16 protein-coding genes are annotated in these 17,551 nt (G+C 65.6%); 4 read left to right on the plus strand and 12 right to left on the minus strand.

Features of this window, described 5'->3' with window-relative positions:
- Positions 1-45: 45 nt before the first annotated feature.
- The 6 genes from ACHIRB_RS25865 to ACHIRB_RS25890 all read right to left on the minus strand — a co-directional run bounded on the left by ACHIRB_RS25865 (position 46) and on the right by ACHIRB_RS25890 (position 6,628).
- The gene (locus tag ACHIRB_RS25865) at positions 46-1,035 is read right to left on the minus strand and encodes a lysophospholipid acyltransferase family protein (protein WP_395124217.1); all 990 of its coding nucleotides are present in this window, start codon (positions 1,033-1,035) and stop codon (positions 46-48) included.
- A complete protein-coding gene (locus ACHIRB_RS25870) occupies positions 1,032-1,856 on the minus strand; it encodes a GNAT family N-acetyltransferase (RefSeq protein WP_199702911.1) in 825 nt (274 codons plus the stop codon). The genes ACHIRB_RS25865 and ACHIRB_RS25870 overlap by 4 nt, the downstream gene beginning before the upstream one ends.
- Before the next feature lie 169 nt (positions 1,857-2,025).
- Positions 2,026-3,495 (minus strand): alpha/beta hydrolase, encoded by a 1,470-nt coding sequence (locus ACHIRB_RS25875; RefSeq protein ID WP_395124216.1) that lies wholly within the window; start codon positions 3,493-3,495, stop codon positions 2,026-2,028.
- A gap of 328 nt (positions 3,496-3,823) precedes the next feature.
- The gene (locus ACHIRB_RS25880; RefSeq protein ID WP_395124215.1) at positions 3,824-4,729 is read right to left on the minus strand and encodes a dienelactone hydrolase family protein; all 906 of its coding nucleotides are present in this window, start codon (positions 4,727-4,729) and stop codon (positions 3,824-3,826) included.
- 118 nt (positions 4,730-4,847) lie between these two features.
- Positions 4,848-5,804 (minus strand): electron transfer flavoprotein subunit alpha/FixB family protein, encoded by a 957-nt coding sequence (locus ACHIRB_RS25885; RefSeq protein WP_395115386.1) that lies wholly within the window; start codon positions 5,802-5,804, stop codon positions 4,848-4,850.
- 38 nt (positions 5,805-5,842) lie between these two features.
- A complete protein-coding gene (locus tag ACHIRB_RS25890) occupies positions 5,843-6,628 on the minus strand; it encodes an electron transfer flavoprotein subunit beta/FixA family protein (protein ID WP_199702915.1) in 786 nt (261 codons plus the stop codon).
- Between the two features lie 211 nt (positions 6,629-6,839).
- Between ACHIRB_RS25890 and ACHIRB_RS25895 the strand changes: the two genes are divergently transcribed.
- From ACHIRB_RS25895 to ACHIRB_RS25905, 3 genes are all read left to right on the plus strand, one after another.
- Positions 6,840-7,655 (plus strand): class I SAM-dependent methyltransferase, encoded by an 816-nt coding sequence (locus tag ACHIRB_RS25895; protein WP_395124214.1) that lies wholly within the window; start codon positions 6,840-6,842, stop codon positions 7,653-7,655.
- A 23-nt stretch (positions 7,656-7,678) separates the two neighbouring features.
- Positions 7,679-9,205 carry a 1,4-alpha-glucan branching protein domain-containing protein gene (locus ACHIRB_RS25900; RefSeq protein ID WP_395124309.1) on the plus strand — a complete coding sequence of 509 codons (1,527 nt, stop codon included), beginning with the start codon at positions 7,679-7,681 and terminating at the stop codon, positions 9,203-9,205.
- A 62-nt stretch (positions 9,206-9,267) separates the two neighbouring features.
- The gene (locus tag ACHIRB_RS25905; RefSeq protein ID WP_395115388.1) at positions 9,268-10,533 is read left to right on the plus strand and encodes a glycosyltransferase family 4 protein; all 1,266 of its coding nucleotides are present in this window, start codon (positions 9,268-9,270) and stop codon (positions 10,531-10,533) included.
- 12 nt (positions 10,534-10,545) lie between these two features.
- On the opposite strand, the gene ACHIRB_RS25910 is transcribed toward ACHIRB_RS25905, so the two are convergent.
- A complete protein-coding gene (locus ACHIRB_RS25910) occupies positions 10,546-11,310 on the minus strand; it encodes an acyltransferase (RefSeq protein WP_395124213.1) in 765 nt (254 codons plus the stop codon).
- Positions 11,311-11,443: 133 nt separating this feature from the next.
- On the opposite strand from ACHIRB_RS25910, the gene ACHIRB_RS25915 reads away from it, so the two are divergent.
- Positions 11,444-12,769, plus strand: coding sequence for an outer membrane protein assembly factor BamB family protein (locus tag ACHIRB_RS25915; RefSeq protein ID WP_395124212.1), 1,326 nt, complete (start codon positions 11,444-11,446; stop codon positions 12,767-12,769).
- On the opposite strand, the gene ACHIRB_RS25920 is transcribed toward ACHIRB_RS25915, so the two are convergent.
- The 5 genes from ACHIRB_RS25920 to ACHIRB_RS25940 form a co-directional block, all read right to left on the minus strand.
- Positions 12,766-13,938 carry a THUMP-like domain-containing protein gene (locus ACHIRB_RS25920; RefSeq protein WP_395124211.1) on the minus strand — a complete coding sequence of 391 codons (1,173 nt, stop codon included), beginning with the start codon at positions 13,936-13,938 and terminating at the stop codon, positions 12,766-12,768. The genes ACHIRB_RS25915 and ACHIRB_RS25920 overlap by 4 nt on opposite strands.
- Positions 13,939-14,940 (minus strand): class I SAM-dependent methyltransferase, encoded by a 1,002-nt coding sequence (locus ACHIRB_RS25925; protein WP_395124210.1) that lies wholly within the window; start codon positions 14,938-14,940, stop codon positions 13,939-13,941.
- 132 nt (positions 14,941-15,072) lie between these two features.
- Positions 15,073-15,852, minus strand: a complete 780-nt coding sequence (locus tag ACHIRB_RS25930; RefSeq protein WP_395124209.1) for an enoyl-CoA hydratase/isomerase family protein — start codon at positions 15,850-15,852, stop codon at positions 15,073-15,075.
- An 11-nt stretch (positions 15,853-15,863) separates the two neighbouring features.
- Entirely contained in the window at positions 15,864-16,679 is an 816-nt protein-coding gene (locus ACHIRB_RS25935) for an NUDIX hydrolase (RefSeq protein WP_395124208.1), read from the minus strand.
- Between the two features lie 24 nt (positions 16,680-16,703).
- Complete coding sequence (locus ACHIRB_RS25940; RefSeq protein ID WP_395124308.1) at positions 16,704-17,537, minus strand: ABC transporter ATP-binding protein; 834 nt, start codon at positions 17,535-17,537, stop codon at positions 16,704-16,706.
- Positions 17,538-17,551: the final 14 nt, after the last annotated feature.

Below are 17,551 nucleotides of genomic sequence, written 5' to 3' on the forward strand. Positions count from 1 at the left end.
CTCGGACGGCCGGACGGTTTGACCTCGTCCGGCGCCCGGCCCCGTTCAGGCGATACGAGCGACCGGCTGCGCCGTTGCAGCGACCGTTTCGACTGCCGGAACAGGCGTCTTGTGCGTGTTGCGTGCTTCTTCTGATTCGAGCACTCCATGAGCGGCGAAATCGAGTTCGACCTGCCCTCGCACCGCACGCTCGCACCGGGCCGCAAGATCACGGCGATCCGTTCCGGGGTGCTCGACAGGTGCAAGGACGATCTCGGCGGTGATACCGCGCGAACGCAGCATGCGTAGAAGTGACGCGACCATCGAGTCGTCGCCGATGAAGGACGGCGTAGTCGACAACGACCCGTCCTCGTTGCGGTACTGCAGGCGGATCGGTTGAACAGCGGTGTTCGTGTCGATTGCGGCTTGGAACAACGCGGGCCGCAGCGTGCCATAGGCGCGGCCGCACCAGGTGGTGCCTTCCGGAAATGCGGTGATGCGTTCACCAGCGGTGATCCTGTCGGCGATCTGCCGGATCACGTCGGGCAGGGTCCGCAGCCTGGCCCGGTCGATCGGGACGACGCGCATCTTCCTGGCAAGCAGGCCGAGAACGGGCCAGTCGATCAGATCTGCCCGTGCGACGAAGCTGACGGGCTGTACGGCGGCAATGGCGATGATGTCCGTCCACCCGACGTGTCCGCTGACGATCAGCACACCCTCGTCGGGCCTCGCGTAGATGCGGCCAGGCGACGCGTCTCCACGCTCGTCGATTACCCGCAGCCGCATACCGCAGCAGCGCAGCAGTGCGTGTGCGTAGCGCCGTTGCATCGTCGACTTCAACGCCGTCGGCGTCACAACGCTGACGACGGGGAAGCTCAGCAGCACCGTTGCGACGCCTGCAAGTCGCGTTGCGAACTCGAGGTCACCGACGACGACCGAATCGGTGTCGACGCACGCCGCGTCACACGGGCTGCCCGGCATCCATGCGTGGGCGAAATGCTGCGGCTGTGTCGTCTCCGGCGTTTCGACGAATGCCAATTCTTCGACGACGGTCATCCAGCTCCACCTTCGAGGTTGGCAGCCGCCTGCTGCAGCCGATCGAGGTAGCGGCGGTTCACCTGATGAAGCCCGAGGAGTGCGACGAAGTCGGCAACTGCGAAGTCGGGGTCGTGGGCAGGTTCGCCGCAGACCGACGCGCCGAGCCGCAGGTAGCCCTTGAGCAGCGGCGGCAGCTTCGTCTTGGCAGGCGCCGCGATCTCGTCCAGCGTCCGGCCGTCGACGATCACCGGGTTGTACGGACGTACCACGTGCGGCGACGCATGCTTGCTCAGCAGGATGTCGCGCACTCCGCGAACATTGGCTCCTACGGGTTCGTCTGCCGATTCCTGCATCGGGACCGAGACGCAGCCCATCACCCACTCGTAACCGGTGAGCTGGATGTAGTGCAGGATGCCCGCCCACATGAGGCTGAGCACCGATCCGTTGCGGTGTTCGGGACGCACGCAGGCGCGACCCATCTCGACGACCTGCGGGCGCAGCGGCGCGAGCGCGGACAGGTCGAACTCGGTGGCCGTGTAATAACCGCCTGCGGCCTTGGCGGCGTCGGGTGGCAACATCCGGTAGCAACCGACGAACTCACCGGAGATCTCGTCGCGGACGAGGAGATGATCGCAGTGCTCGTCGAAGCGATCGGCGTCGACGCCCAATGCATTGTCGGGGATGTTGAATCCGGGTTCGGTCGCGAAGACCTCGTAGCGCAATCGCTGCGCAGCCAAGCGATGCTCGCGATCCGACGTGACGACCAAGGAGTACCTCGGGCGCAACGTCGTGTCGCCGATGGTCCGGCTGGGTGGCGATAGAACCGACAAAGTTGTCATGCCCGATGTCTAACGAGCTAGAAATGCGTCGCGGCATCTTTCGAGTGTCGTGTCGGTGCAGCTTGGGTTAACGCAGGTCGCAGTAGGTACGCGTGTTCACCGGGGGTTCATCGAGGTGGCTGACGAGCAACCGACGATCGACGAACGCCCCCGGCGAACGAGCCGTGCATCACCTACATACGAGGTTCTCTGCGGGCGCGGTCAGGTCGGTCAGATAGTCGATCACCGGTTCGTCGACACAATCGACGCCGTAGCGCAACGCAACACCGTGCTGTTCGGCCTCGTAGGTGATCAACGACGCATCCAGCTGACGGGCGAGTTCGATGCCACCCTCGTGCGGCGTCGCCGGATCCTTCGTCGTCGAGACCACAACGAGTTCGGGCAGGCCCTTCACCGTGATCTCGTGTGGCGCACCCGTCGGCGGTACCGGCCAGATCGCGCAGGGATCGATCGGCGCATCGGACGCTGCCGCAGGCGCGGGTGGCGAGTCGACGCACCGCACGGCGAGGATGATCTCCTGACGATTGCCGTACGTCCCGTCGGGACGACGCGCGTAGACGAAGTCCGCAGCCTCGAGCATGATGTCGCCGCGGCCGTTGCTGATCTGCTTCAACGCCCGCGTGAGCACGTCCCACGTCTCCGAGCTGTAGAGAAACAGCCCGTAGCCCTGCTGGGCGTCGGTGTAGCTCAGCCCGCGGCCGTCGGAGGTCCGGGCCGGCTTCGTGATCAGTGGCTCGAACAATGCGTCCAGAGCCTGGCGGGCGACAGCGGGGTCGGTACCCAGTGGGCAGTCGGCGTTTGTGGCGCATGCGGCCGCGTAGTCGTCGAACGCGGTCGAAAAGCCCTCGTCGAATCCTGCGAGTAGTGGCTTGGTTGGGTCGACCGCCCCGTCGAGAACCATGGCTCGAACGCGGTCCGGGAACGCCTCCGCGTACTGCGACCCGATCGAGGTGCCGTACGACTCGCCGAGGTAGGTCAGTTTGTCGTCGCCGAGCACAGCCCGGACGATGTCCAGATCTCGAACGACGTCCCGGGTGCCGACGTTGGCCAGCAGATCGAGGCCGGACAGTTCACCGCAGCGAGCCACATCCTTGCGAATCTTGTCGTTTGTTGCCTCCAGCGTGACGTCGGGATCGAATTCCAGACGAGCCGCGTCGAACTCGGCCGCAGTCGAGCACTGGACGACCGGCAGCGACGAACCTGTGCCGCGCGGATCGAAGCCGACTCGGTCGAACTTTTCGGCGAGAGGCGTTCCGTCGCCGAGTGTCACCATGTCCAGACCGGATGCCCCGGGTCCGCCGGGGTTCATCACCAGCGAGCCGATCTTGTCCCCGCTTGCCAGCACTCTCGACAAGGCGACCTGGGCGGTCTTGCCGTCGGGCTTCGAGTAGTCCAGTGGGACAGTCACTCTCGTGCACTCGACGTTGTCGATCGTCTCGTCGATCAGTTTGCCGTCGTAGCCGAGGTTCGCACACGACGCCCAGTCGAGTTGCTGGCTGTAGAAGGGTTCCAGTCGGCCCATCTCGACCGACTGTGCCGAGACGGAACCCTTTTGAAGGCCGACGAGAAAGATCACCGAGGTCGCGGCAACGCCGGCCGCGATCGAGACTCCGATGTATCGCTGTTGTGCTCTGCTCATGTTCCTGCCGGTCCTCTCGCACTCTTCTCAGTACTTCAAAGAGTGGGAGATCCGGCGGCTACAGGAAATGGGGAGAACTCCCCACGAGTCGGATACGAACGGTTGCCGGGCCGGCGAGGCCTGGACTGAGGAGCGATGCGCGAAGCGCGAGCCGACGAGGGAAGGCCGCGCCTGAAGGCCCGGCAACCCCGACCGAGCGAAGGCGAGGTCGAGAGTTACGGGGCCGGCGAGGCCTGGACTGAGGAGCGATGCGCGAAGCGCGAGCCGACGAGGGAAGGCCGCGCCTGAAGGCCCGGCAACCCCGACCGAGCGAAGGCGAGGTCGAGAGTTACAAATACCTTCCGAACCAATCGAGCACCTTCGGCCAGATTTGTGCCGCTGCCTGTGGGTCGTACCGCTGGCCGGTGTCGTTGAAGAAGGCGTGGTCTGCTCCGGCCACGGTTACGACCTCGTTGGTCAGACCCGCCTTGTCGAGTGCTGCCGTCGCGGCGTCGCGGCTCGCATTCACCCTGGCGTCGAGGTCGGCGTAGACCGCGAGCACGGCGGCGTTCGCGCCGGTCAGATCCGATCCATCGGGTATCGGACCGTAGAACGGTGCCGCTGCGGACAGGCGCTGCTCCCCCGACCCGAGGAGCCGCCAGACGAGCGCGCCGCCCATGCAGAAGCCGATCGCGCCGACCTTCTTGCCTGGTACCCGGCGCTGCAGTTCGTCGATCGCGGCCTTCATGTCGGCGACCAACCGCTCCGGGGTTGCCTTCGTCAGTGCTGCGGTTGCTTCAGCGGGATCGGCAAATGTTGCCGTTCCCCCTTCCTCGGACAGCATGTCGATCGCGAGCGCCGAGTAGCCCACGCCTGCGAATCTGCCTGCTACGGAACGAATGTGGTCGGTGAGGCCTTTGTTCTCGTGGACGACGAGCACAGCGCCGCGCGGGTCGGCTGCCGCTGCCCACGCAGCCTGCAACTCGGCCGTCGGGCCTGCGAAGGTGATGGCCTCGGTCGGTAGCGCGGTATCGAGTCCCGGCGGGGCGGCGTCGGCAGAGCCGTCGGGCGAAGAGGTCGCTGACGCTTCGGTGTTCGAGTCGCTGTCGGACGAGCACGCGGCGAGCAGCGCGGTCGCTGCGGTGAGTCCGACGCCGAGCAATCCGAGCCGCCGCAGCGCCTCCCGCCTCGACATCAATCCGTCTGCGTGATCGACGGCGATTTCTTCTGCGACGTACTGCTGCAACGGCGTCATGGCGACCCTTCGTCGAATTCGACTGCTGCAAACCAACCTAGCCTGATTGCCGAACAAGAGAGGTGAACGCAAACGACCCCGGCCACCGTGAGGTGGTCGGGGTCGGTGAGCGGGTGTGTTATCCCTTGTGCTTCTTGACTGCCTCGGTCAGCTGCGGGGCAACGTTGAACAGATCGCCGACGATGCCGTAGTCCGCAATTTCGAAGATCGGAGCTTCTTCGTCCTTGTTGATGGCGACGATCGTCTTCGACGTCTGCATGCCTGCGCGGTGCTGGATCGCGCCTGAGATGCCGAGTGCGATGTAGAGCTGCGGCGAAACGGTCTTACCGGTCTGACCGACCTGGAACTGACCCGGGTAGTAGCCCGAGTCGACCGCTGCGCGCGAAGCGCCGACGGCTGCACCGAGCGAATCGGCGAGCTCCTCGATGACGGAGAACTTGTCCGCGCTACCGACACCGCGGCCACCGGACACGACAACCGTCGCCTCGGTGAGCTCGGGACGGTCGCCGCCGACGATCGGATCGACGGACGTGATCTTCACGACGCCGTCTTCCTGTGCGGGCACCTCGACGACAACCTTCTCGCCTGCGCCGGCCTGCGGCACAGCCTCGACGGCACCCGGACGGATCGAGATGACTGGAACGTCCCCGGTTGCCTTCGCGTCGACCGTGTACGCGCCACCGAAGATCGAGTGGACAGCGCTGCCGTCCGCCTTGACCTCGACGACGTCGGACAGCAGACCCGAACCGATACGAGCGGCAAGACGTCCGGAGACCTCTTTGCCTTCGGCGCTGGCTGCCGTGATGACGGCGGCCGGGGACACCGACTCGACGAGCGACGCGAGAACGTCGACCTTCGGGGTGACGAGGAAGTTGGTGATGTTGTCGCCTTCGGCGACGTAGATCTTCTCGGCACCGGCCGCGGCAAGTGCCTCGGCGAGTGCGTCCGCCGTGCCGACCGGGCCGGTGACGACCGCGGACGGCTCGCCCAGTGCACGGGCGGCGGTGATGAGTTCGGTGCTGACCTTCTTGACGGCACCTTCGGCGTGCTCGATGAGCACGAGAACCTCTGCCATAGCTACTTCTCCTGGAATTCGGTTACGTGTGGGGTGCGTCAGATGATCTTGTTCGACACGAGGTACTTGGCGATCTGCGATCCGCCTTCACCCTCGTCCGCGATGCGCTCACCTGCGGTGCGCGGCGGCTTCGGCGTGGAAGCCGTGACCGCGGTACCTGCGTTCGCGACGCCGACCGTCTCCGGATCGATGCCGATGTCCGCCAGGGTCAGGGTGCGAACTTCCTTCTTCTTCGCGGCCATGATGCCCTTGAAGGACGGGAAGCGCGGCTCGTTGATCTTCTCGTTGACGCTCACGATCGCCGGAAGCGTTGCTTCCAGCTTGAACACACCTTCGTCGGTCTCGCGCTCGCCGGTGATGGTGTCACCGTCGATTGCCAGCTTGCGGAGGTGCGTGAGCTGCGGGATGCCGAGGTACTCGGCGATGATGGCCGGGATCGCACCGATCCGGCCGTCGGTTGCTTCGTTGCCCGCGATGATCAGCTCGATGCCTTCGATCTGCCCGAGTGCACCGGCAAGCGTCCACGCGGTCTGTACCGCGTCGGAGCCGTGCAGTGCGGGATCGTTGACGTGCACCGCCTTGTCTGCGCCCATCGAGAGAGCCTTGCGGATTGCGTCGGTGGCGCGATCGGGACCGGCGGTCAGCACGGTCACCTCGCCGCCGTGGGCTTCTTTGATCAGCAGCGCTTCCTCGACTGCACGCTCGTTGATCTCGTCGAGAACTGCATCGGCAGCCTCGCGGTCCAGCGTGAAGTCACCGTCGGTCAGCTTGCGCTCGGACCAGGTATCGGGGACCTGCTTGATCAGTACGACGATGTTCGGCATGGGTCTGCGTCGACCTCCTGTAGTAGCTGCATCAGTTCACGGCACTCTGGTGAGCGCCGTTCGGCACTGGTGACGACCTTCGCGCTCGGCGCCTAATTGCTCTGCGAGAGATTACCCCATCCTATGCTACTCACCGGTAACATGGCACAAATCACACGGTGTGCACGACCACGTCACCTGCACCGACACCCGTGGCACTAACGTCGATCCGATGAGCGAAGCACCTACGGCGAACCCGGCCGCCTCCAGTGCCGGGGCCCCGGCACACGAGACGGCACTCGACCCGCTGCCTTTGACCGGCGAGCGGACCGTGCCCGGCATTGCCGAGGAGAACTACTGGTTCCGTCGCCACGAGGTGGTCTACCGCGACCTGCTCGGTCGCTGCACCGACCGCGCGGTACTCGAAGCTGGATCCGGAGAAGGCTACGGCGCCAACATGATTGCCGACGTCGCGAAATCGGTGATCGGCGTCGACTACGACGTGAGCGCAGTCGAACACGTCCGCGCTCGCTACCCGCGGGTCGACATGCGGCACGGCAACCTCGCGGCACTGCCGATCGACGACGAATCGGTCGACGTCGTGGTGAATTTCCAGGTCATCGAACACCTGTGGGACCAACTGCAATTCCTGCGCGAATGCTTCCGCGTGCTCAAGCCGGGCGGCGAACTGCTGATCAGTACACCGAACCGGATCACGTTCTCGCCGGGACGTGACACTCCCCTCAACCCGTTTCACACCCGCGAACTCAACGCAGGAGAACTGCGCGAACTTCTCGAAGACGCCGGCTTCACGGTGTCGATCCTCACCGGCGTGCATCACGGACCGAGCCTGAAGGCGCTCGACGCCAAACACGGCGGTTCGTTCATCGACGCTCAGATCGAGCGTGCACTCGCGGGCGAGGCATGGCCCGCCGACCTCACCGCCGACGTTGCCGCCGTCACCACCGACGACTTCGAGATCAGCGATCCGAACATCGATGCCAGCCTCGATCTGCTTGCCATCGCAGTGAAACCGACCGATCGGTGACGACCGCACGCCGCGAACCGGGAATGTTTTCCCTGGTCCTGCATTCCCACCTCCCGTGGCTCGCCAATCACGGTAGGTGGCCTGTCGGCGAGGAATGGCTGTATCAGTCCTGGGCGGCGTCCTACCTACCCGTCGTTGGCGTTCTGAAAAGGCTTGCCGCAGAAGGCCGAACCGGACTGTTGAGCCTCGGCGTAACCCCTGTTCTCGCGGCCCAACTCGACGACCCGCACTCACTCGCCGGCATGCATCATTGGCTCGGCAACTGGCAATTGCGCGCCAACGAAGCCGCACTGATGCACAGTGCCGCGCACCGCGAACTCGGCGCGCGCGAGCACCGCCTCGCGGCGGCAGCACTCGACGACTTCGAGACCAATTGGCGCCACGGCAGTTCCCCACTTCTGCGTGGCCTGATCGACTCCGGTGCGATCGAACTGCTCGGCGGACCGCTCGCCCATCCGTTCCAGCCGTTGCTCGACCAACGACTGCGCGCTTTCTCGCTCTCCGAAGGTCTCGCCGACGCGAACGAACGCTGGGGTTCGCGACCGACCGGAATCTGGGCACCGGAGTGCGGCTACACCCCGGGCATGGAACTCGACTACGACGACGCGGGCATCGGCCACTTCATGGTCGACGGACCCGCATTCCGTGGTGACACCTCCCTCGGGCGTCCGGTCCGCGACGCCGACGTCGTCGCATTCGGACGCGATCTGCAGGTCAGCTACCGCGTGTGGTCCCCCAAATCGGGCTACCCCGGCCACGCTGCGTACCGCGACTTCCATACCTACGATCACGACACAGGCCTCAAAGCGTCACGTGTGACGGGTCGGACCGTCGAAGGGGCAGACAAAGCGCCGTACGACCCCGAACTTGCGGGCGCCGCGATTGCCCGGCACGTCGACGACTTCGTCGAGGTCGTCCGCAAGCGTCTGCGCTCGGAAGCAGACCGTATCGGTCGTCCCGCGTTGGTCGTCGCAGCGTTCGACACCGAGTTGTTCGGACATTGGTGGCACGAGGGTCCGCAATGGCTCGACCAGGTCTTACGCGCGCTGCCCGAAGCCGGCATCGACATCGGCACACTGGCGAGCGCACGCGAGCGGGGGTATGTCGGCGAACCGGTGCAGCTGCACGACTCGTCATGGGGGTCCGGCAAGGATTGGCGAGTGTGGGCGGGCGATCAGGTCAAGGACCTCGTTGCGCTCAACGACGAGGTCGTTCGTACGGCACTCGACACCGTCGACAAGGACAGGTCGGGCAGCACGGGCCTGGAACTTCGCAACCCTGTCAACGATCAACTGCTCCGCGAGGCGCTGCTGACCGTGTCGAGCGACTGGGCGTTCATGGTGAGCAAGGACTCTGCAGCCGGCTACGCACGCGATCGCGCGCACCTGCACGCACACGCCGTTCGAGAGATCGCCGAGGCGGCATCATCGGGTCAACTCGCGCGAGCGCACCGTTTAGCGGCAGGATGGGCGCAGGCCGACGGATTGTTTCCCGGACTCGACGCGCGCAGACTGCCGAATAGAGAATCGGCAACGAGAGTCCGACCATGACGACGAAGCAACTTCACGGGTCACAACAGGGGTCGTCACACAGGCAGTTGCCAGGGAGCCGCATGAAGATTCTGATGGTGTCGTGGGAGTACCCACCCGTCGTCGTCGGCGGGCTCGGTCGCCACGTCCATCATCTTGCGACCGAGTTGGCCGCAGCGGGACACGAGGTCGTCGTGTTGTCCCGACGACCGACCGGTTCCGACGCTGCAACCCACCCCACGCACTCCCACATCGCCGAGGGCGTTCTCGTCGTCGCTGTCGCCGAGGATCCGCCGCACTTCAACTTCGGTGAAGACATGCTCGCCTGGACCCTCGCAATGGGCCACGCGATGGTCCGGGCCGGTATTGCACTCGGCAAGCCCGGCGTCGGCGACGGCTGGCAACCCGATGTCGTCCACGCACACGACTGGCTGGTCGCTCATCCTGCGATCGCGCTGGCCGAGTTCTACGACGTGCCGCTCGTCTCGACGCTGCATGCGACCGAGGCAGGCAGGCACAGCGGCTGGGTGTCTGGCGTCATCAACCGTCAGGTGCACTCGGTCGAATGGTGGCTTGCCAACGATTCCGATGCGCTGATCACCTGTTCGTCGTCGATGCGGGACGAGGTCAGCAGGCTCTACGGCAGCAAGCTGGGGCCGATCACCGTGATTCGCAACGGTATCGACGTCACGACCTGGAGCTTCCGACCACGGCAGCCGAGGTCGGGGCCGGCACGTCTGCTCTACGTCGGGCGGCTGGAATACGAGAAGGGCATTCAGGACGCCATTGCGGCACTGCCCCGAATCCGGCGTAGTCACCCCGGAACCACACTTGCGATCGCCGGCGAGGGTACCCAGTTCGATTGGCTCTACGAGCTTGCGCGTACCCACCGCGTCGCGAGGTCGGTGTCGTTCCTCGGCAGCCTCGGGCACACCGAACTGCTCAGCTGGTTGCACGCGGCGGACGCGATCGTCCTGCCGAGCCGCTACGAACCCTTCGGCATCATCGCACTCGAAGCAGCCGCTGCTGGAACACCTTTGGTCACCTCGACCGCAGGCGGACTCGGCGAAGCCGTCGTCGACGGCGTCACCGGTTTGTCGTTCGAACCCGGCGACGTCGCAGGCTTGACCTCAGCGGTCAGGGAAACCCTCGACGACCCCGCCGCAGCACAACTTCGAGCAACCGCCGCCCGAGAGCGACTCACGTCGGATTTCGACTGGCACGTCGTCGCTGCCGAGACCACGCAGGTGTATCAGAGCGCCAAGCGTCGGGTCAGGCATCCGCTCACCCGGCCGGAAGTTGTGAAACGTCCACTCCCCGACCGGGATCCCGCGTCACCGCTGCTGTAACCGGCTGCGGCGTCAGGATGTTGCGTCGAGCTCGCCGTTGAGTCCCGCCGCCTTTTTCCGCGCGATATCTTCCAGCGCTGCAATATATTTCGCCCGATCGGCCGCGCCGGCCTCCCACGCGTCCTTGCGGTTCTTGACGACCTTCGCGGGTGCTCCGACCGCGATGCTGTAGTCCGGGATCTCACCCTTCACAACGGCGTGCGAACCGAGCACACAACCGCGGCCGACCCTCGTACCGCGCAGCACCGTGACCTTCGCCGCGACCCAGGTGTCCGGCCCGATCCGAACGGGACCCTTGAGGATGCCCTGATCCTTGATAGGAACGGTCACGTCGTCCATACGATGGTCGAAGTCGCAGATGTAGCACCAGTCCGCGACCAACGTCGACGACCCGATCTCGATGTCGAGGTAGGCGTTGACAACGTTGTCCTTGCCGAACACGGCTTTGTCGCCGATCCGCAACGAACCCTCGTGGCACCGGATCGCGTTGCCGTCGCCGATGTGGACCCAGCGCCCGATCTCCATCCTGGCCAGGTCGGGCGTCGCGTGGATCTCGACGTTCTTGCCGAGGAAGACCATGCCACGCAGGACGATGTGCGGATTGGCCATCTTGAACTTCGCGAGCCGGTAGTAGCGGACGAGGTACCAGGGCGTGTACGCCTTGTTCGCCTTGACCCAGCGCAACGACTCCATCGTCAGGAATTTGGCCTGATCGGGATCGCTGCGGCGCGAACCGCGCCATCTCGTACGCAGCGGGGCGCCCCACATATTCGTCATGGTCGGCCAGCCTACTTTCGCCCCTTCGGCCACCACCCACGGGTTGTCCGGTACCCGAGGGGTCGGGTGGTCGCGATAGTCTCGTGCGGATTCGTAGCGCAGGTCCTATGACGGGTCGGACTAGGAGAAGAGAATGCGGGTGGCTCGGTCGTCGTTGGTTGCACTCGCTGCAGTCACGGCGCTGGTATCGGTCGGCTGCGGCGCGGACGACACCCCGTCCGACATCTTCGCGGCAGGCGGATGGCCCGGGATCCACGCCGACGCCCGCAACAGCGACACCAGTACGGTCGAGGGTTCGCGGAGCCTGTCACTGAGTTGGTCGCGCCCGATCGGTGGACCTGTCGCCGCGTACGCGTCGATCGCCGCAAACGGCCAGATCTTCGTCACGTCCAAGATGGATGGCGGCTGCAACCTCTTCTCCTTCGAGATGGAGAGCGGCCGCAAGCGGTTCTGCTCGATCCTCGGGCCTGGAGTGATCGCGTCGACTCCGATCGTCGACCGAGAGACCAACATATACGTCGGCGACAACGGAGCCGTCAGCTCGTTCAACGACCACGGTCAGCCGCGGTGGCGCACGCCGGTTGTCGGAACGCCGATCTCCGCGCAGTTCACTGGCGACGGCAACGTCCTGTCCGTCACGCAACGCGGTCAGGTCAACGTGCTCGAACGTCAGACCGGGCTTCGCGTCGCCGCACCGTTCGATCTGCTGACCCAACCCGATCCGATCCAGAATCCCGACCTGCCTGTCCCCCTCGACGACCTCGGCCTGCAGGCCTGCTTCGCGGGCACCGCCGAGTGCCCTGTCGCGAACACCCCTGCGATCGACCTCGACACCGGCCGCTTCTTCGTGACGGTGTGGCAGCCGGGAGCTCCGGTCGCCTCGCTGGTCGCCTTGCGCTACACGGGCGGTGACAAACCGACGATCACCCGCGAGTGGAAATCGGACATCCTGCCCGGCGGTTCCGCCACCACGCCCGACCTGTCCGCCGACCGCTCGACGGTGTATGTGAACGACAACGAGAACATGCTCTACGCGGTCGACGCCGCAACCGGCGCCACGAAGTGGACCTACGACTTGGGCTTCACCCCGCTCGGTAGCCAATCGACCTCCGACGACGGGTTGATCATCCCCTCCGGCGGTCAGGGCGGACATCTGATTGCCCTGCGCGACGCGGGCGATCGTGCCGAATTGGCTTGGGAGCGAACCGAACTCGTTCAGGCAGGCGTACCTGCCCAGGCCGCGGGCTCGACCGGGTACACCGTGATTCGCAAGGGCGACGGACCCGACGCCGAGCTGGCATTGCTGACCTTCGACACGAAAACCGGCGAGACGCTCGACGAGGACGCGCTGCCGAATGCGAAGGGCATCACGGTCGGAACGTCGATCGGGCCGAAGGGCGAAGTCCTGACACCGACGCTGCTCGGCGAACTGTTCGTCTTCGAGTCCGACTCCGACTAACCGCGAGGCGGTGGCGCCTCGCACACGTACGCCACCGCCGACCGCCCGACCCGCGAGATCACCAGCGACAACGACTCGCTACCGCGCAGCTTGAGCCGCGGCCGAAGGACGGCCGGATCGACGTCGACACCGCGTACGAGAATTTCGAGCGTGCCGCAATTGCGTCGGGTCAACTCTTGTCGAACGGCCTTCTCCGAGTACTTGAGCTGCTCGAGGATCCGGAACCCGCGTACGTCTGCGGGAAGTTCGTCGCCGGTCAGATAGGCGATCTGTGGATCGAGTTGCCACAGCCCGTGCCTCGCCGCGTAGTGGCGAACCAGACCCGACCGAACGACCGCACCGTCCGGATTGACGATCCATCGACCCGGTGGCTGCACGGGAATGTCGTCCGGATCGGCGTCGGTGATGTCCCAGCCTGTCCCGTCTGTGGCGAGAACGCTGGCCCGACGGGTCACAGGTGTCGGGCTAGCAGCTAAGCCCTCGGACCACAGGCACGCCTCGCGGACGCCGCCGTCGAGTGAGACGATTTCGACCTCGCCTGACCACCCGAGCCGATCGAACGCGAGTCCGGGTGCGCATTTCACGACGAGGTCTCGGCCACGATAAGCGTCGATCAGATCGGGCAGGGGTGGCTGCAGCTGAGCGGGATCGTGTGTGCGTTTGCCGCCGGACCGTCGCCCGGGGTCGGCGATGACAACCGTGTCGCGCGTCGTCGGTGTCAGGGCGTCGGCACGTAGCAGCACCGCACGCGCCACGTTGTGACGGGCCATCTGCAACCGGATCGGATCGATATCACTACCGAGTACCGGACCGCAGGTCTCGACCAGAGCCGCGAGTTCCGCGCCGATCGAGCACGTGACGTCGTGGACGGCACGTCCGGCGAGGCGACGGGCGCGGTGCCTCGCGACGACCGTCGGCGTTGCCTGCTGCAGGGAATCGTCGGTGTAGAGCCACTGCCGACCGTCCGCGATCTTGCCGGCAGACCGCCGACGCAGCAGCACGGTTTCGACCACTGCGGCGGCGTTGGAACCGAAAAGTCGCCGCGCCACACCCAGATCGTGCAGGTGCGTACGCGGCGACAATTCGAGTGCGTCGGCTTCGGCGAGCGCGTCGACGCCAGCCGAACCGATCAGAAACTCGACATCGGCCGCCGTGAAGGCGTAGCTCAACTAGCTCGGCTTCACACCTGTGATCAGGGCGTTGTAGAAGAATCCCCGCGGCACGACGTGGCGAAGAACCTTCTCGTCCACCCAGGTCAGGGTCTTCCAGCTGGTCAACCCGAACCGTGCCCAGTTCCAGCCGAGCTTCTCGGCGGGTACGGCGTACTCGATGGTCCGCAGCGGCCAACCGAGCAGGGCTGCCGAGAACTCTTCGGTGTGCGCGTGCACCTCGACAGCACCGGCTGCGGTCGCGATCTTCTCGAGGTCGGTCGGATCGAACGTGTGCAGATCGACGACAGCTTCCAGAGCGGCCGCGCGGGATGACTCGTCGAGTTCGGCCTGCGGACGACGCCAGTCGGCGAACGCCGACAGTCGCGTGATTCGCGTCGTCGTTTCCCAGGTGATGCGGCCGAGCCAGCGTGCGTAGAAGTCACCGATGGTGGTCGGCTCGCCCGCGAAGACGAAGCGGCCACCCGGCTTGAGTACCCGCAAGACCTCGCGCAGAGCCTGCTCGACGTCCGGAATGTGGTGGAGCACAGCGTGGCCGACGACCAGGTCGAAGGTGTTGTCCTCGTACGGAATCGTCTCGGCATCGGCGACGCGACCGTCGACAGGCAACGCGAGACTCTCGGCGTTGCGCAGCGCAACCTTCACCATGCCCGGCGAGAGGTCGGTGACCGAACCCGTCTTCGCGACGCCGCCCTGCATGAGGTTCAGCAGGAAGAAACCGGTACCGCAACCCAGTTCGAGTGCGCGTTCGTACGGCAACGGCTGCTCGCCCGCGACAGCGTCGAAGCGACCACGGGCGTAGTCGATGCAGCGCTCGTCGTAGGAGATGTGCCACTTGTCGTCGTAGGTCTCCGCTTCCCAGTCGTGGTAGAGGACCTGCGCGAGTTTGGTGTCCTTCAGCGCTGCCTCCACCTCCGCCTGGGTGGCATGCGGGTTGGGCGCGGGGTCGAGGTCCGGCACCGCCGCGAGACGTCGGCCTGGCTCTTTGGGACTTGCAGTCATGAAGGGCAGCCTACTAGGCCGCGTCACTCATGCTTCGCGACCCGGCTTAGCCCGTTGGATGGACGCTCCGCAAGCTCCGCGTCTAGGCCAAGCTGCCGACCTCGACCCGCCCGTTATCGGAAGTATCCCTAGCTACTCGCCGGTAAATTCCGCCCGGCCCGGCCCGTTCGCCACGAAGGATTGCAGCCCGATCCCGACATCCTTGGTCGCGAAGAGGTCCGCGAAGGCGCGGCGCTCGATGGCGAGGCCCGATTCCAGATCGGTCGCCAGTCCGTCGTCGATCGCGGACTTCGCCGCCGCCAACGCTTTTGCGGGTCCGCCGACGAACTGCTGCGCCCAGGCACGAGCCGCGTTGTAGACCTCGTCCGGCGCCACGACCTCGTCGACGAGTCCGATCGCAAGTGCTTCGTCGGCGTCGACGAATCGACCCGTGAAGATCAGATCCTTCGCTTTGCTCGGTCCGATCAGCCGTGCAAGTCGCTGGGTGCCGCCACCGCCAGGAATCACTCCGAGCAGAATTTCGGGGAGGCCGAGCTTCACGTTGTCGCCGATGATCCTTCGGTCCGCACCGAGCGCGACCTCGAGTCCACCACCGAGCGCGTATCCGCTGATGGCCGCCACAGTCGGCTGGGTGATCGTGGCGACAGCGCCGAGCGCGGCTTGAATATCGCCGGCGAGCAACGCCATCTCCCCCGCGCTGAGTTCGGCCATCTCTTTGACATCGTCACCGGCCGCGAACACCTTTTCGCCGCCGTACACGATCACGGCGCGAATGTCGGCGTTCGAATTCGCTTGCCGTGCACAGGCGACGAGTTCGCGATGGACCTGCAAACTGAGCGCGTTGACCGGCGGCCTCGCGATGGTGATGGTGCCGATGCCGTCGGCGACCTCTAGCGTCACGAATTCAGCCATGTCAGGAAACGCTACGCGCGCGACGGGCCCGCCCACGGATGTGGGCCTGCTTCGTAGTAGCCGTCCATGCCGGGAAAATCGACCCGAAGCGTGCCGTCGACCGTATGCAGCAGCGGCAGTATCGGCTCGATCTCGGGCTCGGCCGCCAAGACGCTCGCTGTGTCGGTGAACCGGGACAGCGTCTCGAGTTGGGTCCAGGTCGGCGGCAGCAATATCGACTCGCCGCGCCGCCACTGTGCGATCGCAGCTTCGGGTGTATGCCACGACACCGCGGCGGCTTCCGATGTCTCTCCGTCGGCCTGCTGGCCCGCTGGGACGACCGCGACGAAGAACCTGGTGTCGTAACGGCGCTTCTCACCGATCGGCGTGATCCAGTTCGCCCACGGTCGCAGCAGATCGGCTCGGATGACGAGATTCTCGCGGGTGAGGAACTCGCCGAACGTCAGCTCTCGTTTTTCGAGTCGTTCGCGGTCCGCGCGGTACTGCGAGGTATCCGCGACGACGGTGTCGTGCGTCGCGCCTGCAAGCAGCACGCCACATTCCTCGAACGTCTCCCGGACCGCGGCGCAGACCAGTGCTTTCGCGCGGCTTGGATCGACACCGAAACGCTCGGCCCACCACTCGACGGGCGGGCCAGCCCACTCGAGACTGGCGTCGGCGTCGGAAAGGTCGACACCACCGCCCGGAAAGACGGTCATGCCGCCGGCGAACGCCATGCCGCCGACGCGACGCAGCAGGAACAGTTCGAGTCCGGGATCGCCGTCGCGGACGAGAATGACGGTCGACGCGTCCTTGGGTGTCGGGACGAGATCAGGCTCTTCGCTCATGCCCTGCACCCTACGGCGGCGGAATCACCGCGATCTGTGCCGACCCGGAACCCGCGTGCGACGCGCGAAATAACGTCCGTCGACACGATCCAAGCTGATGGACTGGCTGAACGCAGCACTGAGGTTCTCGCTGGTCAGCACGTCCTCCAGCAAGCCTTGGGCCACCACTTCACCCTCTTTGAGCAGCAGGCCGTGGGTAAAGCCGGGCGGGATCTCTTCGACGTGGTGGGTGACTAGCACGGTCGCCGGTGAGTCCGGATCCTCGGCGAGGTCGGTGAGCCGGGCAACGAGTTCCTCGCGCCCACCGAGGTCGAGGCCCGCGGCAGGTTCGTCGAGCAGCAGCAACTCAGGGTCGGTCATCAACGCTCGCGCGATCAGAACCCGCTTGCGCTCGCCTTCCGACAGCGTTCCGTAGGTCCGGTCGGCGAGGTGCTCCGCTCCGAGGCTCTCCAACGTATCGACAGCACGAGTGACGTCGACCTTCTCGTACTTCTCCCGCCAACGGCCGAGGACGCCGTACCCGGCGGAGATGACGAGGTCGCTGACTTTCTCGTCGGGTGGTACCCGACTCGCCAGCGCCGACGACGACAGTCCGATTCGCGGTCGCAGTTCCTGCACGTCGACGCGGCCGAGGACTTCACCGAGCAGATGAGCGCGCCCCGACGTCGGGTGCACTTCGGCTGCAGCCATTCGGAGCAGCGAGGTCTTACCCGCACCGTTCGGACCGAGAACGACCCACTTCTCGTCGAGCTCGACCTGCCACGTCACCGGGCCGACGAGCGTCACCCCCGAACGGCGGATGAGTACGTCGGCAAAATCGATGAGGAGATCTGGATCGGGTTCGGGCACGGCCCCCATCTTTGCCCACATCG

This window comes from Antrihabitans spumae (assembly GCF_043944905.1).
GTDB classification, from domain to species: Bacteria; Actinomycetota; Actinomycetes; order Mycobacteriales; family Mycobacteriaceae; genus Antrihabitans; species Antrihabitans spumae.